Genomic DNA, 26,641 nt, shown 5'->3' on the forward strand with positions numbered 1-26,641 from the left:
GCTATGGTGTCCAGATTGATTTTACTTCGTAAATTTCCAATTCTTCCACTTGTATATTATTGCCGAAGAAATGAAACCCTTGTTTGTCGTTCGTATTAGCCTTACGTTCTTGATACGACGTATAGACACCGTCGTCAAAGAATACCTCCACAGACGTTCTGTCGATAAAAATATCAGCAGAAAGCGTCATGCTGGTACGCTCTTCGGGCGAATAGAACATCCCATTTAACATGTTACCATTCATATCATAGTTCACGATTCGCTGTCCATTCAAGCTAAGGCCGGCATCCGTTGCATGGGAGAGTTTAATGCGCGCTTTTATACGGATTCGATCGGTGTCGTGGTATTGTTCTAAATGTTTATTAGCTTGTTCAGCAGTCAGATTTTTCCACGAACCGTTTTGTGTAAACAATTGCTCTACTTCCGTTACAGGTTTAACGATAAGGCGTGGCCCCTCTTTGGTCGTACGCAAACTAAGGCTTGTGGGGAGCATCATCATGCCGTTAAAAGCTTCCTCGCCCTGTGATATGCGTCCCCAACCTATCTGGATACGTCTACCGTCCGTTTGTGGAATATTGTTAAATGTCTGTGCCGCATATTGTGCACCAGAACAATAATAATATTTCCCCGCCTCAGGTGTAAATACCCGACCATCAAAAGAACCGATCATGTAAGTTCCCGTGGCGCCATACATAATCCACTTCTTATTATTCTCATCGCCATCAACCGGTAACTCGAAAAGTTCGGGACATTCCCAGAATCCGGTAACATGACTTTGGTACTGCCAATCCTTCAAATTTTGAGAAGTATAGATCGAATGTCCATCACGCTCGTTCAACACCATAACCCAACGCATGGACGGCGCATGCCAAAACACTTTGGGGTCGCGCGTGTCTACGCTATTCCATTTTTCTTTAGAATCAATGAGAGGGTTGTTTCCATATTTCGTCCATGATCTACCGTTATCTAAGCTATAAGCCATGCATTGTACTTGTCGATCCGGACTAGCTACTGTATAAAATGCGATCATTGCAGCGGTATCCCCGCAGTTAAAACCAGCAGTATTGTCGTGATCGATCACCGCCGATCCAGAAAACATGGTTCCAAGCTCATCTGGATACAAAGCGGTCGGTAACTCTTCCCAATGGATCAAATCTTTACTAACGGCATGCCCCCAATGCATATTCTCCCATTCGCGCTCCATTGGGTTGTGTTGATAAAAAAGATGATATTCGTCATCGTGAAAGATTAACCCATTTGGGTCGTTGATCCATCCTCGTTTTGTCGTAAAATGAAATTGGGGTCTGTTGACTTCTTTATATAGGTTTTCTTGTCCATGAATTTGATCGGACTGATAGATTTGCGACAAACCATTTGGATCGCCCTCATACGTTATTTTTAAGGTTTGTCCTTTTAGGTGCGTTACGTCATAAAAAACCCAATAGTCTGGTTGCCCCGCAGTCAAACGTACTACCACAGACCATGTGGAGCCTTGACCGGTAGCGAAAGTCATTTTAGAACGCTCTGTTTCTTGTGCTATTGGAAAATTGAGATACTGCTTCTCTATCTTGATCGATATTTCTGCGGCGGATGACGGTGTAATTGATGTGAATAACATCGTCATCAAGAACAAGATTGTGTACGTCCTTTTTTTGCTTATGGGGATTATCATTTTACGTTTATAATTTGTATATAAACGAAGTTGCAAAATAATAATGGGTTGGCCGTTGGCCAACCCATATTATTCTTAAATCATCCCTACACTACGCTTAATAAACGAAGTCAAATCCCCACCTTTTAACAGACCACGAGATAACAAGGCTAAATCAAAAGCCTGTTTCGCTAGTTGCGTTCCTTCCTCTTCGGAGCTTTCCAAAATGCGTTTGATCAAGGGATGGTTCCCATTGACAGTTACCTTATAATTATCAGGCAAAGTGCCGTAGAAGCCCATTCCTCCACCTGTTTTCGCCATATCTTTCATCCGGCGCATAAACTCGTCTTCTGTAACCGAAACAGGGAGACCATCCGTGTTTAACGCGTCAACTTCCACTTTCATATCAGCTCTAGAAATCGCTTTCTCAAAGATTTCAGATGCTTTCTTGGATTCTTCTTCCGATAAGCTTAGCGTTTGCGTTTCTTCTTTCTGGATCAATTTGTCAACAACATCCGCATCCACACGCTTTGCCTGGACTTTCTCGCCACCTTTTTGTTCCAAATAACCCACGAAATGGTTATCCAATTGGCCATCTAGGACCAATACATCGTAGCCCTTCTCTTTCACCGACGCAATAAAGCCATCCTGTTGTAATGGGTCGTTGGTATATAAGTACACAATATTACCATCTTTATCGACTTGAATATCTTTTACTTTTTCGTAGTATTCTTTCAGCGTAAAGCTCTCTTTGTCCATATTAGACAACAAACAGAAATCATTCGCTTTTTCCGCAAACTTCTCATCGCTCAGCATACCATATTTGATAAAGAGCGCTATATCGTTCCATTTTTGTTCAAAGTTTTTACGGTCGGCTTTGAATATCTCGTTCAGCTTGTCGGCCACTTTCTTCGTGATATAGTTGTTAATCTTCTTCACGTTGCTGTCCGCCTGTAAGAACGAACGGGATACGTTCAATGGAATATCCGGTGAGTCGATGACACCTTGTAGCAACATCAAAAATTCCGGCACGATGTCTTTCACCTCGTCGGTAATGAATACCTGGCGGGAATACAACTGAATTTTATTCCGCTGAATGTCCATTTCGTTCTTCACTTTCGGGAAATACAGAATACCCGTTAAGTTAAATGGATAATCAACATTGAGGTGAATCCAGAACAAAGGTTCGTCCATCGAATACGGATACAGTTCGCGATAGAATGCTAAATAATCTTCATCTTTTAGCTCAGATGGTGCTTTCGTCCATGCCGGTGTTGTATTGTTGATGATGTTATCAACTTCTACAGACTTATATTTTGGTTTACCTTCTTCATCTTCTCCGTCGGGTTCCGATTCTGTTTTTGTTCCAAACCGTACAGGAACAGGTAAGAAACGAGCATATTTATTCAAAATCTCGCTCAGACGGCCTTCATTCAAGAACTCTTGCGATTCTTCGTTGATATGGAGAATGACATCGGTACCCCGTTCTGTACGTGTACCTTCACTGATCTCGTAAGAGGTACTACCATCACAGGTCCAGTGAGCTGGCTCCGCACCTTCTTGATGGGATAGCGATTGAATTTCCACTTTGTCGGCTACCATAAAAGCAGAATAGAAGCCAAGACCAAACCTACCGATAATCTCGTTGGCATCGTTTGCTTCTTTAAATTTTTCCATAAACTCTGTAGCACCCGAAAATGCTATTTGGTTAATGTATTTTTTAATCTCTTCTGCCGTCATACCGATACCACGATCGGAGATGGTAATCGTTTTGGCGTTTTCATCAAACTTCACGTCGATGGTCAGATCGCCCAACTCACCTTGAAACTTTCCTAAAGAGGACAACCTCCTTATTTTTTGAGAAGCATCAACAGCGTTGGAGACCAACTCACGTAAAAAGATTTCGTTATCCGAATAAAGAAACTTTTTGATCACCGGAAAAATATTCTCGGTATGGATCGAAATACTACCTTTTTCTTGCATATATCTTTTAGTTTTTGTCTATAAAAAATCAGTAATAGCTTTATCAAGGAGTATTCCATTTGTCTTTTTTAGGACAGGATGACAGTTATCGAAAGAAAAAATGTAATTTAGACAGGCATGAATCGTAAAAATGGAAAAACAATTCGTAAAAGATATACCTATGATGAAACCTACCTTTATTGCTTATATTTTGACAACAATATTCGCCTGTAATACCCCACACCAATCTGAACAGATGAGATACGAAACAATCGGCAGCGTAATACGCTATGATCCAGCTTTAGATGCCATTATCGATAGCTCCGCAACAGCAGAAATTATTGCCGAAGGCTTCGAATGGAGTGAAGGACCATTATGGGTGGAAAGTGAGCAAATGTTATTGTTTTCGGATGTACCCACGAATACAATTTACAAATGGACAGCAGAAACTGGAAGTGAAGTTTATCTAAAGCCAAGTGGCGATACGGGTGACAATCCCAACCGACGGAAAGAGCCAGGCAGCAACGGTTTATTGTTGGATAATGCGGAAAATTTGGTGTTATGCCAACACGGCAACCGTCAAGTTGCCCGAATGGGTGCATCATTGCGGCAACCTCAGGCTACGTTTGAGACACTAGGCGATAGATATGATAATAAACGTCTAAATAGTCCGAATGACGCAGTTTATAATAAGGCTGGTGAATTATTTTTCACCGATCCGCCATACGGATTGCCTACACAGGGAGATAACGACCCTGAAAAGGAGATACCTTTTAACGGTGTATATAAAATAAAGCAAAATAGTAAGGTCATATTGTTGACCGATCAGATTAGTAAACCGAATGGTATCGCGTTCTTCCCAGACGGAAAAAAGCTGTTGATTGGCAATTCCGATCCTAACGCGGCGGATTGGTATGTACTGGATTTGACTGAAACTGATACCGTTGTGACTCCAAAATTATTTTACAGCGCGACGAATGAACAGGCCGGATTAAAGGGATTACCCGATGGGCTTAAAATAGACAGCAAAGGGACTGTTTATGCAAGCGGTCCAGGTGGTGTATGGATATTCGACAGCACAGGCAAAGTACTTGGTAAAATAGCGCTAGATGACGCGGCATCCAACGTAGCATTATCTACCGATGAGAAAACGTTGTACATTACAAATAGTAATAAGATTTTACGTGTGAAGTTGAAATATTAAACACGTTAGACAAAAACGCCGAAACTTTTTTGCACCAACTGGGCCAGTTGATCAACGGGGATAGCAGGTTGAGGGCCATCCTTGGTCATCCACTCTTTTGTAGCAGGATCAAACACCAAAGTATAATGAATTTCCTGGTTTTCGACTACAGCAAAAAAATGCGTGCGAGGATTGTATGTAACTTGGAAGCTGATGGTCGTGCCGTTAACTTCTTGTGTAAATTCTCTACTTAAATTCATAGCTCTATATATTAGTAAACCATCAAGATACTTAAAAAATGATATCAAACGTATAACATGCCTCGAAAACCACGGGCAGCATAATACGATTCTGCTCCGTTATGGTAAATAAACACCTGACCGTAGCGCCAGTCCCCGAAAATAGCACCGCCGTTTCCCCGAATAGCCGATGACGTCCATAGCCAACTGGAAGTTTTCGTATCAAACTTTCCAAGCGTTTGTAATGAGCGGTAACGCTCTTCTGTTAAGAGGTCGATACCCATTTCAGCAGCCATCCCTACCGCACTATGTTTGGGTTTATGTTCTTTTCTAGACTCCAGTGCTTCCGGATCATAACAAACACTCCGTCGCCCTTTAGGGCTCTCCGCTGCACAGTCACAAAAAACATATTCATCCGTTTCATTCATGTAATCTATCACATCGGGTTCACCCCCCGTTTCCTCCATTTGACGCAGCGACCAAAGCTTTTTAGGGCTTGCAACGAGTTTTTCCTGTATTTTCGCCCAATCCAAATCTAGATGGCGGCTTTTATTTTTTTCAAACCGCATTTTCAAGATATCGAGAAGTTCGTCTATTTGTTCTTGAGACTGTCTTGTTTTGTTACTCATAATATGATGTTATTTAATGAGGAAAACGAATATACAATAAATCTAGTTTACGCGAAAAGAAAAAACCGGTCTTCTCATAAAGCCGGTTTCTCCATTTTCTTTAGAATCTCTCCTAAAGCTGTTTGCTCAACTTCTCTACTAAAACAGATTTTGGTACTGCACCGATCTGCTTATCAACAATTTCACCGTTTTTGAAGAACAATAACGCAGGAATATTGCGTATCCCATATTTAACAGAAATGTCTGGATTATTATCTACATTCACCTTTCCAACTACCGCTTTCCCATCATATTCTGTGGCTATTTCGTCTACTATTGGACCCACCATACGGCAAGGACCACACCATTCTGCCCAAAAATCAATTAAAACAGGTTTGTCTGATTTAAGAACTAGCTCTTCAAAATTGCTGTCTGTAATTTCTAATGCCATAATATTTAATTTTTCTGATTTTCTTACGTATTAAGCAAAGATAGCAAATTTGCCTTTAGATAATCGTCATGTGCTCTTCACAAATTTTTATAGCCTATCAATTTAATTTATAATGTATTCCTTCAAATTTCTCCAAGCCATCCAGAAAGTCATTTGTTAGATTGATCTTTAATGATTTTGCAGGCATTTCGATCGCCAGTTCATCCTGCATATCCAAAATTTTAAATTTTAACTGACAATTGCATTCCACCCCCTCCTCTTTTGTCGTCTCAACCAGGGTGTATATCTGATGCACAAATTGATCATCCAAGAGATGAAGAGGACAATTTATGGTAAACGATTTGGCCATTTTATCCCGTAATTCCGAAAGTAACTGCATGTTTTTCAACTCAAACCCCCAATTACCCGCCTGCCTAAAACGTTCCTGTACCAATCCCCTAATCTGTACGAAAAAACCTTCTTGTAGATATCCGCGAAACTTAACATAGTCTTCTCCAAAAACCATAATTTCAAAAGATTCACTATAATCCTCTATTATAAAAGAACCAAACGGTTTACCAGATTTTGCCACGCGATGATTTGCCACGGCGATAATTCCACCAACAACGACTTCTCTATTTTTTATCCGATTGAACTCCAACAATACCTCCTCCTCTACTTCGCTCGCTTTTACCTTGTTGATCAATTGGAGGTCTACCACCCTATTCTGACAAAAATGCTTGATCTCAAATTTATAGTTATCTAGAGGATGACTCGTTAAATATATTCCGATAACGTCTTTTTCGTATTTAAGTTTTTCGATAAGCCCCCATGCCGGACAAGGTGCCAACACCGGCTCTGGCAATTCCGTAGCAGCCGATCCACCAAAGAGACTCGCCTGCGCAGAGTTTTCGTTTTCTTTTATCCGATGTCCGTACTTGATGGCTTTCTCTAAGCCCGTGGAGTTATCTCCATCCATAAAGAAATACTGCGCTCGATGGGTATTGGTAAAACTATCAAATCCACCGGCATACGCGAGGCTTTCAAACGCTTTCTTATTGGCAGCACGTAGATCTACGCGCTTGGCAAGATCGAATACGGATTTGTATTTCCCCTCTTTTTCACGTGTTTGCACGATCGTGTCAACCGCTCCAGCTCCTACACCTTTTACTGCACCCATCCCGAAACGAATTGCACCTTGGTCATTCACCGTAAATTTATAGTAGGATTCGTTCACATCGGGGCCGAGAACCTGGAGCCCCATCCGTCGGCATTCCTCCATAAAGAATGTCACCGTCTTAATATCATTCATGTTATTAGACAATACCGCGGCCATATATTCTGCCGGATAGTGGGCTTTCAGATAAGCCGTTTGATACGCTACCCACGCGTAACAAGTAGAGTGCGATTTATTGAATGCATAAGAAGCAAAAGCTTCCCAGTCTGTCCATATTTTTTCCAGTGTTTTAGCATTGTGCCCATTTGCAGCCGCCTGCTCAACAAACTTGGGCTTCATTTTGTCCAACACGGCTTTTTGTTTCTTACCCATTGCCTTACGCAACACGTCGGCGTCTCCCTTAGAGAAACCCGCTAGCTTTTGCGACAAAAGCATCACCTGTTCTTGGTAAACGGTAATACCATATGTTTCCTTTAGGTATTCTTCACAAGCTTCCAAATCATAGGTAATAGGTTCTATTCCGTGTTTTCGCTTCACGAAAGATGGGATATATTCCATCGGTCCCGGACGATATAAAGCATTCATGGCAATCAAGTCTGCAAATACCGTGGGCTTCAACTCTTTCATGTACTTCTGCATCCCTGGAGATTCATATTGGAACACACCAACTGTTTCTCCACGTTGGAACAGCTCATACGTCAGCAAATCGTCGATTGGAAATTTATCAGGATCCAGCTCTATACCATGTCGTAATTTCACATTAGCGACGGTATCCTTGATCAGTGTAAGGGTTTTTAGACCCAAAAAGTCCATCTTCAATAGACCCGCACTCTCTACGACAGAGTTATCAAACTGCGTAACATACAAGTCCGAGTCTTTTGCCAGAGATACCGGCACAAACTTGGTAATATCATCCGGTGTGATGATCACACCACAGGCATGGATCCCCGTATTTCGCATAGAACCTTCTAAAACACGAGCTTGCCGGATGGTTTCCGCTTCTAACCCTGCGCCATCCGCCAACGATTTTAAACGGTTGACCGCTTCGAGTTCTTCCGAGCGTAAAACTTCTTTCATCGCTTTCTCATCCATGGAGAAAATCTTATTCAACTTGAGGTTGGGAATAAGTTTTGCAATCTCGTTGGCATCTTGCAGCGGTAAATCAAGCACCCGTGCCGTATCTCGAATAGATGATTTTGCTGCCATCGTACCGTATGTGATGATTTGGGCTACTTGCGAAGCACCGTATTTGTCGATAACGTATTGCATGACACGACTTCTGCCTTCATCGTCAAAATCGATATCAATATCGGGCATGGAAACACGGTCTGGATTCAGGAAACGCTCGAAAAGTAAGTCGTATTCGATAGGGTCTAAATTTGTAATTTTCAGACAATAGGCAACAGCAGAACCAGCGGCCGAACCACGACCCGGTCCCACCGAAACGCCCATTTTTCTGGCCGCATCAATAAAATCATGTACAATAAGGAAATAACCAGGATAACCTGTCCTTTCAATGGTCTCTAATTCAAAATCCAAACGTTCCCGAATGCTATCGGTTATTTCTCCATAACGCTCTTTTGCACCTTCGTACGTCAAATGACGCAAGTATGCATTTTCACCACGTTTACCACCATCCGATTCATCCTCAACATGTTGAAACTTCTCCGGGATAATAAATTTGGGTAAGAGAACATCTCTATTTAAAGAATAAACTTCAATCTTATCTAGGATTTCCTGTATATTGATGATAGCCTCAGGTACGTCTGCAAAAACTTTCTTCATTTCCCCTGCCGACTTAAAGTAATATTCTTGGTTGGGCAACCCGAAGCGAAAGCCACGACCTCTACCTTTAGGGGTAGATAATTTTTCCCCATCCTTCACGCAAAGTAAAATATCATGGGCATGTGCATTGTCTTTACTAACGTAGTAGGTATTGTTTGTCGCAATAAGCTTGACATCATGTTTCCGAGCAAGTTGAATAAGTGTTTGATTCACCCGGTCTTCATCTTCCTGCCCATGCCGCATCAATTCGATATAGAAATCTTCACCAAACTGTTCCTTCCACCATACCAAAGCCTCCTCTGCCTGCGTTTCACCGATATTCAGTACTTTGCTTGGTATCTCGCCATACAAGTTACCCGAAAGAACCATCACATCTTCTTTATACTGTTCAATCACCGATCGGTCTATACGAGGAACATAATAGAATCCTTCTGTATAAGCAATCGATGCCATTTTTGCTAAGTTATGATAGCCTTTTAAATTCTTTGCTAAAACGACAATTTGATAACCGTTGTCTTTCCTTGATTTATCTGTTCGATCTTCGCATACATAAAACTCGCAGCCCACGATGGGTTTAATCGTTCGGCCTACAGGTGGCTCTCCTCGTTCTAATGCTTCTGCATTTTTTGCCTCAATTTCCTTATTATATCCCAGTGCTGTATTAACAAAATGAAAGGCACCCATCATATTACCATTGTCGGTAAGCGCCACCGCTGGCATATTTGCTTTCGCCGCCGCGTTCACTAATGCCGGGATAGAAATGGTCGACTGTAATACAGAAAACTGTGAGTGATTATGCAGATGGGCAAACTCCGCGTCGTCTAATGCTTTTTTCAGCTCCCCGTCGATAACGGTGGTAGGTTCAGCGGTCTTTTGACTAGCGCGAATAGCATCCGAGGCCGCTTTTAGATTAATATGCTTTAAGCCTACCGAAGAAATGGTATCCGGATGCTGTTGCTTAAATTCAACAAAGTATCCCGTATCTACCTGCAATTCTTCAGGTGTAAATACCTCCTGTCTGACGAGCTCGAAAAAGCATCGCGTCGTTGCTTCTACATCGGCCGTTGCATTATGGGCTTCAGCGAACGGGACACCGAACAGATAATTATGAAGCTCGGTAAGGTTGGGGAGTTTATAACGTCCACCACGACCTCCGGGGAGTTTCAACAGTTCGGCTGTAATCTCTGTACAGGTATCCAAGACGGGCATATCTGCTAAAGGCGAGTTGACTTCGTAACGATAAAGCTCGCTTCCCATAATGTTGATATCAAATCCAATATTCTGCCCGACGACAAACTTCGCCTTTGCTAACGCAGCATTGAATTTGTCCAGTACGTCGATTAGTGGGACACCTTCTTTCTCGGCTAACTCCGTAGATATACCGTGAATTTTTTCGGAATCGTACGGAATATTAAAACCGTCCGGTTTAATCAAATAATCTTGATGCTCAATCAGATTCCCCATTTCATCATGCAGCTGCCATGCTATTTGTATACAGCGCGGCCAGTTATCCGTGTCTGTAATGGGTGCATCCCAACGCTTCGGTAAACCTGTAGTCTCGGTATCAAAAATTATATACATCAAATTCCCTTTCTCTTCTCAACAAAATTAAAAAATAAAGATAGGGAATTACATTGGCTGGACGTCAAATTATCCACAAAAGGAAAAGTGAGTTTAAAAACATTTTCCTTATTTTGTATTGGAATATTATTTGACAAAAACAGATGATGATGAAATTTTTGAAAACAATTCTTTTTATCGGTGTCGTGGTCGTTATCGGTTGGTTTTTGCTGGTGCGATATGGCAATAGACCAACATCAGAAAGTAAACATCAATTACTGATTGAACGCATAGAAGCAATGGGCAAATTAGAACTGGTAAAATATCGGTTCAGCGATGTGTTGGAGCATAAGAACGTGAGTGCCTACCTTCCAGATGCAAGTGTTCTGCTTATCGTTAAGGCTGATGCCGTAGGCTGTGTAGATCTGACAAAGCTATCCCCACACAATATAGAAGTAATAGGCGATTCCGTATCTATACAGCTACCGACGCCCGAAATATGCTATGTCAAAATAGATCACGAAGCGTCGAAAGTATATGATACGAAAATGGCTTTCTTCCGCGAAGCCACCTTAGTGGATGAGGCTTTTAAAAGCGCTGAAAAAGAGGTTTACAAAGAGGTCCGAAATTCGGATATCTTACGTCAAACAAAAGAAAATGCGATACACGTGTTCAAACCGTTACTGGAAGGATTGGGTTTTTCAAAGGTAAACGTATATTTTGAATAAACGCAAACACGCGCATTAATTGTTAAAAGTTGTTAAATAACAGATAAAAGATAATAGTTTTTATTCACTCGCGTTATAAGAGTATAATTTCATAATTTAGGTTAATAATTGGTTTGGTAAAATCCTGAGGCTCCCCGCTTCGGGATTTTTCATTTTTATTATTTCTCTGCTGTAAAAACCGATCCAGGCACAAAACAGATCATTCACAAGTAAAAAAGAAGGCCTCTATCCGGGCGGACAGAGGCCTCACTAACCAATTATAACTTGCCGCCATGCTCTAGCGGACTGAATTATGAAACGCTAAGATATTAATAAAATCCAATTATGCAAAATAATTACGAATCTATTTTACTTCTCTTAATTCACAAGATAAAATCTAATTCACCTCGTAAAATCACCTCTTTAAACCTTCTCGTTTAGACCTTCTCTGTCATTTCCTGTCGGACGATCAAAAATCGCTCATCTTCCAATGATAAGTATCCATATTCGTATACAAAAAAATAAATTTGTCCTTTAGCTGTTTTAAGTTGGCTGGTGAAAAAATCAAAATCAAGTCCTTTAGAAAGTAGTTTTTCTCTCGATACTTTCTTTATCTTTTCTTTGCCTAATATGTTACTCAGAACCCGCCGATTCCGTTTCAGTACATCATTGGTTTTTCGAACAAAACGATTTGGAACACTATTCCGATTATTGTTGTAAGCACTCCGACAACCGTCATCGCAATAACGCTTATCCGATCGGCCGGTAATAGGCTCTCTACAAGCCAAACACGTACGTTTTTCCATATTTCACATAATTCTTTTACTGTACAAACGTTTGTAATCGTTTATAAACGGCTATAAACGTTTATAATTGGTTAACTACCGGCTAGTCGAAACCAGCTTTCGCAACTTTGAAATGTCTAAGGCAAATGCCATTGACACTATAAAAGTAAAATATCGAAAGTGGATTTACAACTAAAATTTCAATATTATGAGCACTTTAATTAATGCAGTACAGCTAATCGGACGTTTAGGTGCCGATACCGAAGTAAAAACAACAACAAATGGAACCAAAGTTTCTAATGTCCGTTTCGCGACCAACGAATACGCCAGAAACAGTCAAGGAGAATGGGTCGAAATTACGTATTGGCATAGCTTGGTGTTTTGGGGAAAACTGGCCGAGAGATTAGAAAAGAAAGGCAAAAAGGGTACGCGCCTTTTGGTCCAAGGTTCATTGATTTATCGTGATTATACGGATATCAACAACATCAAAAGAGAAGTTACTGATATACGGGTTCAACAATTTGTCGTATTAGATAGCCAGACTAACCATGCATCGATATTGGAGATGTCGTCCGATAGCGATGAAAGTGAGCCTGATCATCTCCCTCAATAAATGGAAAGGGCGTCTCTCTGTTTGAAAGACGCCCTATTTTTTGTAAAAAAGTAATCTCGTTAGAAATTCCAACCTGCGATCTCGGCAATCTTTTTAGGAATATCCGTATTCTCCATCTTATGCGTAAACTTTTCCGCCCCTGCCCCAATCGCAAAAACAGGAATATAGGCTGCAGAATGACCGCCCGACGCCCAACTCACCGAACCTTTTTTATTCAATATTTTAATACTTTCACTTGCTAATTTATCATCGTTTGCATATAGACTTTTCGAAGTTTCCTCTTCATGTCTCACGAAACTCTTGTTGTAAATAGAAACCAGGTTTTCTTCTTCTTCTTTGCTTACTACTACATCCGCGAAAAGTCCGGTATTTTCCATTAATAGATCTTTCACTTCATTCCAGCTCGCTTCTTTTTTGGCGATTCTTAAATCAGACAACAATTTAGATAGTGTACCTTGGGACACCTTCTGGTTTGCTAATAGCTTCGTATTTAGACGACTTCCGCCGTTGCCTACTGCGACACCACCGGTTTCATGATCAGCCGTGACAATAATCAAGGTTTCCTCTGGATACTTTTCATAAAATGCATAAGCCCGCTTAACCGCTTCGTTAAAATCCAACACTTCATGAATAGTTGTTGTCCCATCATTGGCATGTGACGACCAGTCAATTTTACCACCTTCTACCATTAAAAAGAAACCATGATCATTATCTTTCGTTAACGATTCGATAGCTGCATCAGTTATCTGTGCCAAATTTAAATCGCCGACACCCTGATCAATTGCAAACTTCAACGAGGAGGGGTCTTCGTCTTTCACATTCATCAAAATCATTTTATCAGTAGTTTGCTTCTTCTTGTTATAGTCTGCTAAACCATAGGCTAAAGTATATCCTGCTTTTTGAAACTGTGGAAACAACGAAGGGGCCTCTTTCTTTTCGGAATTTTTGTTTGGGCTTAGAAAACCTGATCCTGCAAAAAAATCAAAATTTGATTTTATCAAATCTTGTCCTATTTCATAATACCGACTACGACTAGATTGATGAGCATAAAATGATGCAGGCGTGGCATGATCTATACTCACAGAAGTGGTAACACCGACTTTTAGGCCCGCCTCTTTTGCAGCGTAAGCGATACTTTTATAGGTTGTTGTAGCCGAACTGTCCATTCCTACAACACCATTTTTAGTCTTTTTACCTACGGCCAATGCCGTTCCACCCGCTGCAGAATCCGTCACACCATGAGATAGAGAATAAGATGTAGCAAATGTAGCATAGGGAAATGTGGAGAATATTAGTGGGAATACAGTGTTGCGATCTTCCTGAGCTGCCAGAAAAACTTCGGTCAGGTTAATTTGATTTAACCCCATTCCGTCGCCAATCATAAAAAACACGTATTTAGGTTTCTGCTGTGCAAAGACACCGGATACAATAAATAATAAGAAGTAAAGAATTAAAAAGTTTTTCTTCATTTTTTTGGATATGTTTATGTTGACAAAAATAATATACTATTGTAAAGTATATATTAAATTAAGTAGCTGATGAAGTTAAAACAATATTCAAATAACACCAAATCCTATTCAACAAGTTACATCAGTTTAAGAAAACATTACTTTTGTAAAATATGACACGACAACAGAAAGAAATGATCGTTCAGGATTTCGAAAAATATATGCAATATACGCTGCAGCACAATATACCTTTCACATTGGAGAATTTTGCTGCATTCGCAACTTCTTTGGTTAACTTTTACAAAGGTAGTAATTTGATTTCGACAATGGAAAGAAGAGAAACCGCATTGCTTCTCAGTAGCTCTTTTAATGCGGGCATGGGTAATCGCATTACCCCAGAGGATATTAATGAAATTGCCGATCTCATCATTTCAGATACGACCATTGATTATTCGATTTTGAATCCAATCTTTTCTCCGTAACGAGGCAAGTGAACAAATGTATTTTTGCTTATTTTTAAGGCGTGCCTGAACTCATTTAAAATTCGGCTTGTGAATGCAAATCATTTTATCTAAGTTTGGATGATTTTTCAAAAAGGGGGATTAGCTCAGCTGGCTAGAGCGTTTGGCTGGCAGCCAAAAGGTCATCGGTTCGACTCCGATATTCTCCACCTCCTTAAAATAAGAAAAACCTCGCCTTTTATTAGACGAGGTTTTTTATTGTCGTATACAGGTTTTTTTATATTTAACTTTAATAGCTTATAAAAACCATAAAAATGAAAACGACCCCTAAACACAACGAACGAATTGCAAAAATGACATTTGCTTCCGTTTATCCCCATTATGTGACCAAAATAGAAAGCAAAGGCAGAACAGTGCAAGAGTTACATCAAGTTATAGAATGGCTGACAGGATTTGACAATGACAAACTACAGGAACTCATTGATGAGAAAGTAACTTTTGAAACATTTTTTGGAAAAGCCCATCTGAATCCAAATGCATCTCTCATAACAGGTATTATTTGCGGCTATCGAATAGAAGAAATTGAAAACACATTAACAAAACAAGCCAGATACCTCGACAAGTTGGTAGACGAATTAGCGAAAGGACGGAAAATGGAAAAGATTTTACGCCAATAACTAAAAATCAAACGATACAAAAAAGAAAATTACTTACCACGCTTATTAATAGAAATTTAATTCGTTGCACTGCAAAAGAAAATATACCTTTGCGCTCTCTATTTAGTATAGGCAAATGAACAAAGCACTTATTGCGTTAGCATTTGGCGGATTAGCAATCGGGATGACAGAATTTACTATGATGGGCATCCTTCCAGACATCGCCAAAGATTTACAAATTGAAATTCCGGAAGCCAGCAACTTAATCGCACTTTACGCATTAGGTGTGGTCGTGGGTGCTCCTACCTTGGTCGCGTTCAGTGGCAAGTATTCTCCACGCAATATTTTGCTTTTTCTGATGCTTTTGTTTTTTGTGTTTAATGGCATTTTTGCTATTGCGCCCAACAAAATATTGCTTCTCACCTCGCGCTTCATCTCCGGTTTTCCACATGGGGCTTTTTTTGGTGTCGGTTCGGTGGTTGCTGCGCGACTAGCGAAGCCGGGTAAAGAAGCACAGGCGATATCTATCATGTTTACGGGAATGACCATCGCCAACTTAGCAGGCGTACCTTTGGGAACATATATAGGTCATCATTATTCTTGGCGGATAACGTACGCTGTCATTAGTTTATTAGGCCTTATCACCTTTTTGGCCATCTATTTTTGGATGCCGAAAATGGAAGCCAGCAAAACAAACAACGTATTGAAACAAATCCGCTATTTTACCCGTTGGGATGCCTGGTTAATGGTCGCTGTTATTGCTATCGGGACAGGTGGTCTGTTCGCCTGGATATCCTATATCGCCCCGTTAGTAACAGATGTATCCAATCTTCCTGAAAACCGTGTACCTGTTATCATGGTATTGGTGGGATTGGGTATGTTTTTTGGGAATATCATCGGTGGTAAGCTTGCCGACAGCATTACACCTTCAAAAGCAGTCATTATCGGCTTTATTGCGATGGCAGTGTGTTTATTGGTTGTGTTTTTCATTGCGCACATCACCTATTTAGCCTATCCTATGGCATTCATTACGGGAATGATATCCTTTTCTATCGGTTCGCCGTTACAGATGATGCTGATCAACAATGCCAAAGGTGCGGAAACATTCGCTGCGGCAGCCGGACAAGCAAGCTTTAATATCGGCAACACGCTTGGAGCTTATCTCGGTGCCGTCCCCATTACACTCGGATATGCGTATAACTATCCATCACTCATAGGTGTAAGTATGGCTAGTATGGGTGCTATGCTCGCGTATGTTTTCTGGAGAAAAGTGGTCAGAGTAAAAATGAATGTTTAGGAGGAACGCTGTTTCTCCCAAGCAATGACCAAACGATTCATCAGTGAATAACGCGCCATGCCCTCCGGTTGGTTGTTATGGCGCAAATAGCTACCATAAAATACGTTCGTCAAACGATTAAATGTACCGTAATATTGTTGCCAAAAGAGGCGTTCTTCCGCGTAATCGCGACGGACGTCGGCCGATAGTTTTGCAACATAAGATTCATAAAGCATTTTATTTTCAAAGTACAGCGGCCGAAGCAGATATTGAACAGTCTCGTAGTAGGCGGCATAACGATACCATATATTCGAATGGTCTCGAAGCATCAGAAAAGCGATAAAATTACATTCGTCTTCAAATCCGATTCCCATTTGATGCGCCAACTCGTGCACCACCGTAAAAGGATAAGAGGTTTTGGGCATGACACCATTCACCTGTACTTCTTGCGTAAAGGGATTAAAATAACCCGTAACCGTAAAGTAAGAAACCAGCTCACTGGATAAAGGTTGCTTTGCTCTTACCTGCGTACGGGACAACATGGGTAACCGATCGTTGCTTTCATTCATCAGCTGTTGCAACGCCTGTCGTGCCTGCGGCTTATCCATTATGGACGTATCCAGTTGCTCCCGGAGCTGATTGATTTCTATTATATAACGATCTAATATTTCGATATAATCTTCTTGAACAATGGTATCAATTTGCAGTCCTAGCTGCTGCTGCAACGGTATCCGATAATAATGTAATCCCCAACTCACGTAGAAGTAAATATAAGTGCCGAGCAAAACGAGAACAAGCCGCATCAATCGTTTCTGCGCTATTCCCCACTTGCGTTTAACTAGTGCTATGACCAACAATATCGCTAGCCACAGCACACTGCCCGATAGGAGTATGTAGCATACATCTCCTGCGCTAAATGGTAGCCAACCGAATAGGAATTTCGGCAAATAGGAAAACAAGGGATAAAACTGTCGGCTATAATATTGTTCAATAAATGCAGGTGATTGCTTTATCCAGGATAAGGCGAACATCACGACAAGGCATACCACTATCGCCATGAAATTGCCTTTATTTCCGTTTGTTAGGTTAACTTTCGGCTTCAAAATATAGTTTGTAATAATTTAAACCCCGCTCTTCATCAAAACCAGCTTCAATATAGTCTCGCTTCCCATGCACATAAATATGAAAATTTTTATCCAGTTTAATGACGGACTTATAAGAAGCAGCCATTTTCTTTACCGCTGGGGATGCGATTTCAAAATTTGATTGAAACGGGGTATCGAACTCTTCAGCGAAATTTTCTTGATATTCCTTAAATAACGACGCCGCTTGTGGATTTCCGATGACTTCCTCTTCAAATTCCCCCTGATCAAACGTCTCTTTTGTTTTAAAATAATTCATCGAACGGTTTAAGAGATCAATTTTGTCCGCATTTTCTAGTTCAAACGCCTCGTCCAATTTATCGTTCACAAAATTCTTATACACTTTCAGCAAATTTCCGGTTTGCTGAAAATTATCGTTACGCGCTTTGATTTTCAGAAAATCATCTTTCCAATACACAGCTTCCGATTGATTCGTTTGATCTACAACCAACACTTTGTATCCTTCCTCCGCCTCTGTCTTCACGATAACCACTCCTTTATCCAATTTATTGATATTGATCGCCTCTTGTTCATAATCCAGATCGAAACCACCCGCATTTGGATACACCTTTAAATAAGCTTCCTTATTCTCGGACTTAAAGATACCAATGGCATCGTGTTCCTCCCCCTCCAGTTGCACATTCTTCAAAGCAACTACATATACCTCACCCGCTTTTATTTTCGGATGCTCCGAAACTTCGTACAAGTGTTTCGCCAATTGCTGGGACATATCGTGGAAAGCGATCTTCCCTTCAAAATATTGCTTTGCAAAATAATAGACTTCGTTGAGTTGCAAATCGTCGTTTGGATGATATAAGCGATATACCTCGTTCGCTTTGCTAAAAGGCTTCATAAAATACTGCATCAGCAGATCAGGTAGTACTTCGTCCTGGGAAATATCAATGGGCGTATCGGATAATACGTAAAACTCATCCTGCGCCTTGTTGCCTACACGGTGTATGGAAAGTTGTTCAAAAGTTGCGTCTTGGTGAAAGAACATTGTTTAATATCTAGTATTGTGTAAAAAATATGGCGTGTTAAAATTCCTATTCCTTTATTTAAAAGCCAAACATATCCATGGCTATTTTATATGTGTTCACATGTGCATTCACGATATCCTTGATGTGCTCGGAATAGCCTCCACCCATACTGATTTGTACGGGAAGTCCGTTCTGTCGGCATTTTTGCAATACCATTTCATCCCGGCGTAGGCATCCATCTGTCGTTAATTTAAGCTTTCCCAATTTATCGGTAGCTAAAATATCAACTCCGGCTTGATAAAACACAAAATCAGGATCAAAAATCGTAAATATTTTGTCAAGATTCTCCTTTAATAAGGTCAGATAAGCTTCATCATCCATACCATCCGGCAGCGGTATATCCAAATCCGAACACTCCTTTATAAAGGGAAAATTTTTATCGCCATGCATAGAGAATGTAAATACATTTGGATTTTTCCCAAAAATATGAGCGGTACCATTGCCCTGATGTACGTCCAAGTCGATGATTAATATCTTCCTCGCTAATTTCCTACCCAATAAATAAGCGGCCGCCACTGCCTGGTCATTGAACAAACAAAAACCTTCTCCAAAATCATGTCCAGCATGATGTGTTCCACCAGCAACATTAAAAGCGACACCATGTTCACAGGCATATAAAGATGCTTGGATTGTCCCGTCCAAGATATACCGTTCGCGGTCTACCAGCGATTGCGATAACGGAAATCCTATTCTACGCACCATTTTAGCATCCAATGATAAATCCATCAGCTGGTTGACATAATGCGCCTCGTGTGCCAATACAATGGTCGGAATCTCGACAAGTTTTGGTTCAAAAAAGCAATCTGCAGAGACTACCCCTTCGTATAACAGCTGCGCCGGAATAAGCTCATATTTGACCATGGGAAAACGGTGTCCCGTCCGCAAGGGATGTACGTAAGCCGGATGGTATGCTATTCGTAACACGATGTTTCTTGTTTTATTCCTCGCGAAGTTAACGGATATTTTTTATCTTCGAAGACTACAGACCGAATCAATTCATCAGAAAAAATGGAAGAAACAAACAATTTACCTATTTTAAATGCAGAAGAGTTGCGCGTTCTAGGTTCGCTTTTGGAAAAATCCAAAACGACACCAGAATATTATCCGATGACTTTAAACGGTTTACAGACGGCATGCAACCAGAAGACGTCCCGGAAACCCGTTGTTTCCTATGACGAAAACACGATTATAGAAGCATTGGATACGCTAAGAAAAAGGGGATTGGTATCTACGGCAGTCGGTGGCGGTAGCCGTGTGACAAAATATAAACACAACCTGGCTATACAGTACCCGTTAATTCCACAGGAATTGGCAGCATTATGCTTACTTATCCTCCGGGGCCCTTTAACGCCGGGAGAAATCAATTCCAATGCCGGTAGATTGTTTAATTTTGAAAGTATAGATGAAGTACAGGAGGTGTTGAATCGTTTGCAAGAACAGGAGCCTCCGTTTGTAAAGCAATTGGCTAAACGCCCCGGTCAAAAGGAAGTGCGTTATGTACATTTGCTTGGTGAAATAAACGAAGAAGATTATGAAAACTTTTCCAGTGCTTCGGATAGCAGCTCATCAGGTCGCATACAGGAACTGGAAGAACGGGTAAGCACATTGGAAGAGCAACTGGCTGCGTTAAAGAAAGAATTTGACGATTTAATGGCACAGCTATCGTAGCGAAATAGTATAAAAATTTCACCAACCTGTTACTTTTTAACGATTTGTACCGTTATCTATGTTTAAGGCATAGCTTTTGCTGTCTTGAATATATACTAACAGTAAGAAATAATGAAAAGAACACCTGCAACTACATTCATTATACTGGCCGTTATTGCGCTAGTATTGTTATTTGCTACCACATGCGCGGGTTTGGACTAAGCCATAAAGTCAACGATTATCCACAAAATCATATTTATCTATTTCCTACGGTATAAGTAGGCATGTCTTTTGTTAATTTTCTAGTAATAGAAAACTGAAAGGATAAAGTCATGAGAAGAACACCATACACCACCATAACAATCGTCGTAATCGTCGTGTTGATAATGATATTTGTTACCACTTGCGCGGGCGCGGCATAATGTCATTCACTCTTTTTCCCAAAATTCTGCATTTTTAATCCCCAGTTCTTTTGGATTAAAAAGAGGGTTTTTAATGCCCGCTTTGCGTTTCTTCGTATAATCGTTCCACACCTTCAATGCAGGTTTACTGAGCAACAGAATAGCAATTAAGTTTACCCAAGCCATTAAGCCTACCCCTATGTCCCCCAAATCCCAAGCTAGGCCGGCGGTTCGAACGGTACCAAAATAGGTTGCCGCCAGAAAACCAATACGCAACAGCCAAATCACCCCTCGCGTATTCCTTTTGTTAAAAATGTAGGCGACATTCGTTTCAGCATAATAATAATAAGCCATAATCGTGGTAAAGGCAAAAAAGAATAAGGCTATGGCTACAAACTGATTCCCTATAGAGGGAAAATGATGTGCTACCGCAGCTTGTGTAAAACCGTCTGCCGCTACGCCGGGCACGTGCTCCGCAACAAAGCTTAATGCTTTGCCCGTTGCATCAAATGTCTCTCCCGTGTTAAACATCCCGGTAAATAAAATCATAAAGGCAGTTGCTGTACAAACAAATAAAGTATCCACGTATACTGAAAAAGCCTGTACCAGTCCTTGCTGTGCTGGATGTTTAACATCTGCCGCAGCCGCTGCATGTGGTGCAGTTCCCTGCCCCGCCTCATTGGAATATATGCCTCGTTTTATACCCCAGGCAATGGCCATTCCTATAATCCCTCCAAATGTAGCATCCATACTAAAGGCAGACGTAATAATGAGGTTTAACACCATCGGAATTTGTGAAAAATTTAAAGCAATAATTACTAACGCCATTAAAATATAAGCACCTGCCATAAAAGGAACGATATATTCTGCTGCTAAACCCAAGCGTTTAACACCCCCAATAATAATGACGCCCAGTAATACAACAACACCTACCCCCACCCAACTGATGGGAAAATCGATTCCTAAAACGGACAACGTTGTCAATTGTAGATTAAAAGCATTCGAAACGGTACCATTAATGGCATTACTCTGCACGCCAGGTAATAGGAAGCCGGTGCTAACAATGGTTACGAGGGCAAAAAGGACCGCGTACCACCTAACGCCTAAACCTTTCTCAATATAATAAGCCGGTCCTCCCCGATATTCTCCATCCTGCTCCTGTTTATAAACCTGTCCTAACGTTGCCTCAACAAAAGCAGAAGCAGAGCCCAGGAAAGCGATTACCCACATCCAGAATACAGCACCAGGCCCGCCCATAAAAATCGCCGTAGCTACTCCGACAATATTTCCCGTGCCTACCCTACCGGAAATGGCTAACGTAAATGCCTGAAAAGAAGAAATACCTTTGTTGGAATCCTGTTTTAAAAATAGCAGGCGTGTCATTTCCTTAACGTAACCTACCTGTAGAAACCGGGTACGAAATGAAAAATACAATCCGGTAAACAAACAAAGGTAAATAAGAAAATCACTCCATACGAGATTGGACACTACTTTTACAATACTTTCCATATACTTTTTTGATTCATTTGGTTGTGTACGGTATTTCCAGCCCCTAAAGAAAAGGTTTTTTTTGTAAAAAGATATATTTTTTTTCATATAATCTCTTCGACTACTTTTCTCAAAAAGGACGAGTAGTTACAGAAAATCCTTTATATTTGAGGGATAACAGGACGAAAAGATGTCGAATTCGGATAAAGCAATTAGAACGATTTACTTTAGTATATTAACTAACTTCTTGTTGGCATTGGTAAAGTGGTTCGCTGGTTTCTTTGGACATTCGCATGCCTTGATAGCCGACGCAATTGAATCTACCACAGATATTTTCTCTTCCTTTTTAGTATTATTAGGTTTAAAATATTCTAAGCGGCCGGCCGACCATACCCATCCATATGGGCATGGTCGTATAGAGCCTTTGATTACCTTTATTGTAGTTATTTTCCTTATCGTTTCAGCCTTTATTATCGCTAAAGAAAGTATCTATAACATTCAAACCCCACACGAAGGCCCTAAATCATGGACATTATATGTATTAGGAGCTATTATTCTATGGAAAGAAATTTCTTTTCGCGTAATCATCCGAAGGAGTAAAAAACTTCATAGCAGTTCGCTGAAAGCTGACGCATGGCACCACCGTAGCGATGCTATTACCTCTGTTGCCGCCTTTATTGGTATATCGGTTGCTTTAATCTTTGGTGAAGGATATGAAAGTGCAGATGATTGGGCGGCTTTATTTGCTTCGGGATTAATTATTTATAACTGTTACGGTATATTTCGACCTGCGTTGGCAGAAATAATGGATGAGAACCGCTATGAAGAGTTAGAGGAAGAAGTCCGTCAACATTCTCTGAAAGTATCCGGAGTGGAATTCATTGAAAAATGTTATATACGAAAAATCGGCATGCTATTCCAAATAGATTTGCATGCCGTTGTAAATCCTAACCTGTCTGTACGCGAGGGACACGCGATAGCCCACGATCTTAAAGACTATCTCATCGAAAATTTAGACAGCATTGGCAATGTCCTGGTACATATTGAGCCATTTGAAGGGGATTAATCCTCTTTTATCAGGGATCTATCCAAATGAACATATCCGCCGTCTACATGGATAAGCTGTCCGGTGGTATGACTTGATTTATCAGACAGTAAAAATACCGTCGTATCGGCTATTTCTTCCGGAGTAGTCATACGGTGTTCCAGTGGTATGCGGTCTGTTATTTTTTTCAAGGTCTCTTCAGGATTCGCTAAGGTCTGAATCCAAGAATCGTACTGCGGTGTTGCACATTCAGCCACGACAATAGCATTCACCCGAATGCTGTACGGCAACAGCTCTACTGCCCACTCGCGTGTGAGCGCATTCCGTCCTCCATTTGAAGCGGCATAGCCCGAGGTATTTCCTTGCCCAGTCTCCGCTGTTTTCGAACTAATATTGACGATACTCCCCCTAGAAGCACATAAAGCATCAATGCTATAATGAGCCATTAAGTAATAATGAATCAAGTTCTTATGCAAAGAATCTAAAAAACGTACATAGTCACCTGAAAGAAGTCCCACCCCATCGTTATGACCGGCATTATTGACTAAACCATCCATACGCCCGAAAACATTTAATACCTCCCCTACTGCTTTTTCACACTCTTCTGGCTTGGAAAGTTCGGCTTCAACCGCAAAGGCTTTCCCACCCATAGCCTCCACTTCTGCTTTAACAATATTGTTGTCAACTTGTTTCCGTCCGACGATAACCGGTAATGCTCCTTCTTTTGCCAGCGCTAAGACAACGGCCTTACCGATACCTTTTGCACCACCCGTTACGACGATGACTTTATTTTTTAAATTTAAATCCATTTTCTACGCTTTTACTTCAAGCCATAAAATCGGGCAGCATTTCCGCCCCAAAAAGCCTGAATCTCCTCATCAGAAAAACCAATCAATGCAGATTCCGTTATCTTCATAACATCCTCGTAACGAGCCGCAACAAGACAAACCGGCCAATCCGTTCCAAACATGATACGCTCCTTTCCAAAGCTACCTATAACGTGTTGTATATAAGGTTTAAAATCCTCGACCGTCCAATTATTCCAGTCAGCTTCTGTCACCAATCCCGAAACTTTACAATGTACATTTGGAAATCCTGCCAGCGTTTCAATGAACGTTGCCCATGCATCAAATTCTTTCGTCTTTATGGATGGTTTAGCCATATGATCCAACACAAACTGTTGTTCTGGGTTTCCCAAAACACAGGCCAGTGTACTGGAATAGTGCTGTGGCCGTATCAACAAGTCGTAAGTGTATTGATACGTCGTCAATGCTTGAATCCCCCTTAAAAATGCCGGTCGAATGAGAAAATCAGGATCATCTTCAGCTTCAACCACATGCCTAAACCCTTTTATTATAGGGTATTGACTAAAATCCGCTAAATATTTTGCTATATCGTCAGACTGTAAATCGACCCAACCTACGACACCTTTAATCATCGCGTACATGCTCGATAAATCGACCAGGAATTGTGTTTCTGCGTGCGATTGGGATGCCTGTACAGCGATCGTACCATCTATTCCATTCGATTTCAATACCGAAGCCAAATCCGTCGGTAAAAAATCCCGACGGATAGCCTCCATATCATCCGTGATCCAAGCATCCCGTTCGGCGTTGAATACCCAAAAGTGCTGGTGTGAGTCAATACGCATATGCAACAACTTCTTGACGTGATTCACCTAAATAATCTGCTCCCAATTCAACAACATCTCCGGCTTTAAGGTAAATTGGAGGGTTAAATCCAAGTCCCACACCCGCGGGTGTGCCAGTTGAAATAACATCTCCTGGTAGCAACGTCATAAACTGAGAGACATAAGATACAACATGCTGCACGGAAAAAATCAGATTAGCTGTATTACCATCTTGACATGTTTTACCATTCACTTTCAACCAAAGACGGACGTTATTAATATCCGGGATCTCATCAACAGTGGTCATATAAGGACCCATCGGCGCAAATGTGTCACAGCCCTTCCCTTTATCCCAAGTACCTCCTCGCTCCAATTGATACGCGCGCTCTGAAACATCATTATGAAGCACGTATCCTGCCACATGACTCAGCGCTTCTTCCTCGTCTACATAAGAAGCCTTCTTCCCTATGACGATACCAAATTCCACTTCCCAATCTGTTTTCGTGGAATTCTTAGGGATTATGATCTCATCGTGTGGCCCCACCAACGATGTAGTAGATTTCATAAAGATAATTGGCTCGCTTGGTATAGCTGCTCCTGTTTCCTCTGCATGGTCTTTATAATTCAGCCCTATACAAACAATTTTGGAAGGACGGGCAAACGGCGCCCCTAGGCGGGTACCCGTTGGGATTTCGGGCAATTGACCTGTATTCGCTTTTACAAACTCGTCTAACCTCGCTAAACCATTTTCAGCAAAGAACTGCTCATTATAATCCCCGCCAAAGGCTGAAACGTCGTAATTTACACCATCGATTTGTACACCGATTTTTTCCTTTCCAAATTCTCCGAATCGTATTAATTTCATTTTTTTATTTTTGTATATTTTAAATACTGACTGTATATAGACAAATCTATGCTTGTTGTTGTCTTTAATTGTTCAATTTAATAAATCCCCCATCGATCGGATAATCATTACCCGTAATAAATCCGGCGTCGTCAGAACACAGAAACAATGCTAATTTAGCAATTTCCTCCGGTTTTGCCATTCTGCCTATCGGTTGCGATCTCGAAAGCTTCTCAAACATTTCCGCTTCCTGCCCCGGATAGTTTTTGGCAATAAAACCGTCCACGAATGGTGTATGCACCCTTGCCGGAGAAATAGAGTTTGAACGTATATTATCGGTCATGTAATCCCGAGCTACCGACATACTCATTGCATAGATCGCCCCCTTGCTCATGGAGTACGCGAATCGATCACTAATACCGACCACCGCAGCAATAGAAGCTAAGTTTAAAATCGCCCCACCTCCATTAATTTTCATGACAGGAACTACCGCGTGAAGCGCGTTGTATGCTCCTTTGACATTCACGTTAAACACGCGTTCGAAATCTTCCGATGAGCATTTTTCCAAATTACCCACGTGCGCGATCCCTGCATTATTGACTAAAATATCTACCCGCCCAATACGCTCTACTACGCGGTTCACCTCCGTCTGTTCGGCGACATTGCATGTATGCAACTTCGCTTGTCCACCACCCGATGTGATGTGATCAACAACAGGTTGAGCAACATCTGCATTTAAGTCAACAATATGTACTTGCGCCCCTTCTTGGGCAAAAAGTTCGGATATAGCTCTTCCTATACCACTACCGCCCCCCGTAATGATCGCTACTTTATTATTTAGCTTTGACATATTATTTAAATAT

Annotated in this window: 24 protein-coding genes and 1 tRNA gene; 9 read left to right on the plus strand and 16 right to left on the minus strand. The window is 41.1% G+C overall.

Annotated features, from left to right (window positions below):
* Nucleotide 1: 1 nt before the first annotated feature.
* A complete protein-coding gene (locus tag H8B17_RS14900; RefSeq protein ID WP_190310021.1) occupies nucleotides 2-1,624 on the minus strand; it encodes a glycoside hydrolase family 32 protein in 1,623 nt (540 codons plus the stop codon).
* Between the two features lie 123 nt (nucleotides 1,625-1,747).
* Entirely contained in the window at nucleotides 1,748-3,634 is a 1,887-nt protein-coding gene (gene htpG / locus H8B17_RS14905) for a molecular chaperone HtpG (protein ID WP_190310022.1), read from the minus strand.
* A gap of 130 nt (nucleotides 3,635-3,764) precedes the next feature.
* Here htpG and H8B17_RS14910 point away from each other — a divergent pair, with 130 nt between their 5' ends.
* Entirely contained in the window at nucleotides 3,765-4,817 is a 1,053-nt protein-coding gene (locus H8B17_RS14910; RefSeq protein ID WP_223816597.1) for an SMP-30/gluconolactonase/LRE family protein, read from the plus strand.
* Between the two features lie 5 nt (nucleotides 4,818-4,822).
* Here the strand turns inward: H8B17_RS14910 and H8B17_RS14915 are convergent, their stop codons facing one another.
* From H8B17_RS14915 to dnaE, 4 genes are all read right to left on the minus strand, one after another.
* Nucleotides 4,823-5,056 carry a hypothetical protein gene (locus H8B17_RS14915; RefSeq protein ID WP_190310024.1) on the minus strand — a complete coding sequence of 78 codons (234 nt, stop codon included), beginning with the start codon at nucleotides 5,054-5,056 and terminating at the stop codon, nucleotides 4,823-4,825.
* A gap of 44 nt (nucleotides 5,057-5,100) precedes the next feature.
* A complete protein-coding gene (locus H8B17_RS14920) occupies nucleotides 5,101-5,664 on the minus strand; it encodes a DUF4256 domain-containing protein (RefSeq protein WP_190310025.1) in 564 nt (187 codons plus the stop codon).
* A 112-nt stretch (nucleotides 5,665-5,776) separates the two neighbouring features.
* The gene (trxA, locus tag H8B17_RS14925; protein WP_190310026.1) at nucleotides 5,777-6,094 is read right to left on the minus strand and encodes a thioredoxin; all 318 of its coding nucleotides are present in this window, start codon (nucleotides 6,092-6,094) and stop codon (nucleotides 5,777-5,779) included.
* A 97-nt stretch (nucleotides 6,095-6,191) separates the two neighbouring features.
* Complete coding sequence (dnaE, locus tag H8B17_RS14930; RefSeq protein ID WP_190310027.1) at nucleotides 6,192-10,616, minus strand: DNA polymerase III subunit alpha; 4,425 nt, start codon at nucleotides 10,614-10,616, stop codon at nucleotides 6,192-6,194.
* Nucleotides 10,617-10,759: 143 nt separating this feature from the next.
* Here dnaE and H8B17_RS14935 point away from each other — a divergent pair, with 143 nt between their 5' ends.
* Nucleotides 10,760-11,323 (plus strand): DUF4230 domain-containing protein, encoded by a 564-nt coding sequence (locus H8B17_RS14935; protein WP_223816598.1) that lies wholly within the window; start codon nucleotides 10,760-10,762, stop codon nucleotides 11,321-11,323.
* A gap of 416 nt (nucleotides 11,324-11,739) precedes the next feature.
* On the opposite strand, the gene H8B17_RS14940 is transcribed toward H8B17_RS14935, so the two are convergent.
* A complete protein-coding gene (locus H8B17_RS14940) occupies nucleotides 11,740-12,108 on the minus strand; it encodes a hypothetical protein (RefSeq protein ID WP_190310028.1) in 369 nt (122 codons plus the stop codon).
* 187 nt (nucleotides 12,109-12,295) lie between these two features.
* Here H8B17_RS14940 and H8B17_RS14945 point away from each other — a divergent pair, with 187 nt between their 5' ends.
* The gene (locus H8B17_RS14945; protein ID WP_190310029.1) at nucleotides 12,296-12,700 is read left to right on the plus strand and encodes a single-stranded DNA-binding protein; all 405 of its coding nucleotides are present in this window, start codon (nucleotides 12,296-12,298) and stop codon (nucleotides 12,698-12,700) included.
* A 59-nt stretch (nucleotides 12,701-12,759) separates the two neighbouring features.
* Here the strand turns inward: H8B17_RS14945 and H8B17_RS14950 are convergent, their stop codons facing one another.
* Nucleotides 12,760-14,169: an alkaline phosphatase gene (locus H8B17_RS14950; RefSeq protein ID WP_190310030.1), complete on the minus strand. Its 1,410-nt coding sequence runs from the start codon at nucleotides 14,167-14,169 to the stop codon at nucleotides 12,760-12,762.
* Nucleotides 14,170-14,321: 152 nt separating this feature from the next.
* Between H8B17_RS14950 and H8B17_RS14955 the strand changes: the two genes are divergently transcribed.
* The 4 genes from H8B17_RS14955 to H8B17_RS14970 all read left to right on the plus strand — a co-directional run bounded on the left by H8B17_RS14955 (nucleotide 14,322) and on the right by H8B17_RS14970 (nucleotide 16,562).
* Nucleotides 14,322-14,630 (plus strand): hypothetical protein, encoded by a 309-nt coding sequence (locus H8B17_RS14955; RefSeq protein ID WP_190310031.1) that lies wholly within the window; start codon nucleotides 14,322-14,324, stop codon nucleotides 14,628-14,630.
* Nucleotides 14,631-14,744: 114 nt separating this feature from the next.
* Nucleotides 14,745-14,818, plus strand: a tRNA-Ala gene (locus tag H8B17_RS14960).
* A 105-nt stretch (nucleotides 14,819-14,923) separates the two neighbouring features.
* On the plus strand, nucleotides 14,924-15,286 hold the full coding sequence (locus H8B17_RS14965; RefSeq protein WP_190310032.1) for a DUF2200 domain-containing protein: 363 nt from the start codon (nucleotides 14,924-14,926) through the stop codon (nucleotides 15,284-15,286).
* Between the two features lie 115 nt (nucleotides 15,287-15,401).
* A complete protein-coding gene (locus H8B17_RS14970) occupies nucleotides 15,402-16,562 on the plus strand; it encodes an MFS transporter (protein ID WP_190310033.1) in 1,161 nt (386 codons plus the stop codon).
* Here H8B17_RS14970 and H8B17_RS14975 read toward each other — a convergent pair.
* The 3 genes from H8B17_RS14975 to H8B17_RS14985 are packed head-to-tail and all read right to left on the minus strand — an operon-like array spanning nucleotide 16,559 to nucleotide 19,647.
* Nucleotides 16,559-17,599 (minus strand): DUF3810 domain-containing protein, encoded by a 1,041-nt coding sequence (locus H8B17_RS14975; protein WP_190310034.1) that lies wholly within the window; start codon nucleotides 17,597-17,599, stop codon nucleotides 16,559-16,561. The two genes, H8B17_RS14970 and H8B17_RS14975, sit on opposite strands and share 4 nt — an antisense overlap.
* Before the next feature lie 28 nt (nucleotides 17,600-17,627).
* Entirely contained in the window at nucleotides 17,628-18,683 is a 1,056-nt protein-coding gene (locus H8B17_RS14980) for a nucleoid-associated protein (protein WP_190310035.1), read from the minus strand.
* Between the two features lie 58 nt (nucleotides 18,684-18,741).
* Nucleotides 18,742-19,647, minus strand: a complete 906-nt coding sequence (locus H8B17_RS14985) for a histone deacetylase family protein (RefSeq protein WP_190310036.1) — start codon at nucleotides 19,645-19,647, stop codon at nucleotides 18,742-18,744.
* A gap of 84 nt (nucleotides 19,648-19,731) precedes the next feature.
* Here H8B17_RS14985 and H8B17_RS14990 point away from each other — a divergent pair, with 84 nt between their 5' ends.
* On the plus strand, nucleotides 19,732-20,391 hold the full coding sequence (locus tag H8B17_RS14990; protein WP_190310037.1) for a YceH family protein: 660 nt from the start codon (nucleotides 19,732-19,734) through the stop codon (nucleotides 20,389-20,391).
* A 407-nt stretch (nucleotides 20,392-20,798) separates the two neighbouring features.
* Here the strand turns inward: H8B17_RS14990 and H8B17_RS14995 are convergent, their stop codons facing one another.
* On the minus strand, nucleotides 20,799-22,280 hold the full coding sequence (locus H8B17_RS14995; RefSeq protein WP_190310038.1) for an alanine/glycine:cation symporter family protein: 1,482 nt from the start codon (nucleotides 22,278-22,280) through the stop codon (nucleotides 20,799-20,801).
* Between the two features lie 169 nt (nucleotides 22,281-22,449).
* Between H8B17_RS14995 and H8B17_RS15000 the strand changes: the two genes are divergently transcribed.
* On the plus strand, nucleotides 22,450-23,325 hold the full coding sequence (locus H8B17_RS15000; RefSeq protein WP_190310039.1) for a cation diffusion facilitator family transporter: 876 nt from the start codon (nucleotides 22,450-22,452) through the stop codon (nucleotides 23,323-23,325).
* Here the strand turns inward: H8B17_RS15000 and H8B17_RS15005 are convergent.
* The 4 genes from H8B17_RS15005 to H8B17_RS15020 form a co-directional block, all read right to left on the minus strand.
* The gene (locus H8B17_RS15005; protein WP_190310040.1) at nucleotides 23,322-24,113 is read right to left on the minus strand and encodes an L-fucose dehydrogenase; all 792 of its coding nucleotides are present in this window, start codon (nucleotides 24,111-24,113) and stop codon (nucleotides 23,322-23,324) included. The two genes, H8B17_RS15000 and H8B17_RS15005, sit on opposite strands and share 4 nt — an antisense overlap.
* Nucleotides 24,114-24,124: 11 nt before the next feature.
* Complete coding sequence (locus H8B17_RS15010) at nucleotides 24,125-24,955, minus strand: amidohydrolase family protein (RefSeq protein ID WP_190310041.1); 831 nt, start codon at nucleotides 24,953-24,955, stop codon at nucleotides 24,125-24,127.
* Nucleotides 24,945-25,799: a fumarylacetoacetate hydrolase family protein gene (locus tag H8B17_RS15015; RefSeq protein WP_190310042.1), complete on the minus strand. Its 855-nt coding sequence runs from the start codon at nucleotides 25,797-25,799 to the stop codon at nucleotides 24,945-24,947. Before H8B17_RS15015 ends, H8B17_RS15010 begins: the two co-directional genes overlap by 11 nt.
* A gap of 64 nt (nucleotides 25,800-25,863) precedes the next feature.
* Nucleotides 25,864-26,628, minus strand: coding sequence for an SDR family NAD(P)-dependent oxidoreductase (locus H8B17_RS15020; protein WP_190310043.1), 765 nt, complete (start codon nucleotides 26,626-26,628; stop codon nucleotides 25,864-25,866).
* Nucleotides 26,629-26,641: the final 13 nt, after the last annotated feature.

The organism is Sphingobacterium arenae, assembly GCF_014692505.1.
Taxonomy (GTDB): Bacteria; Bacteroidota; Bacteroidia; order Sphingobacteriales; family Sphingobacteriaceae; genus Sphingobacterium; species Sphingobacterium arenae.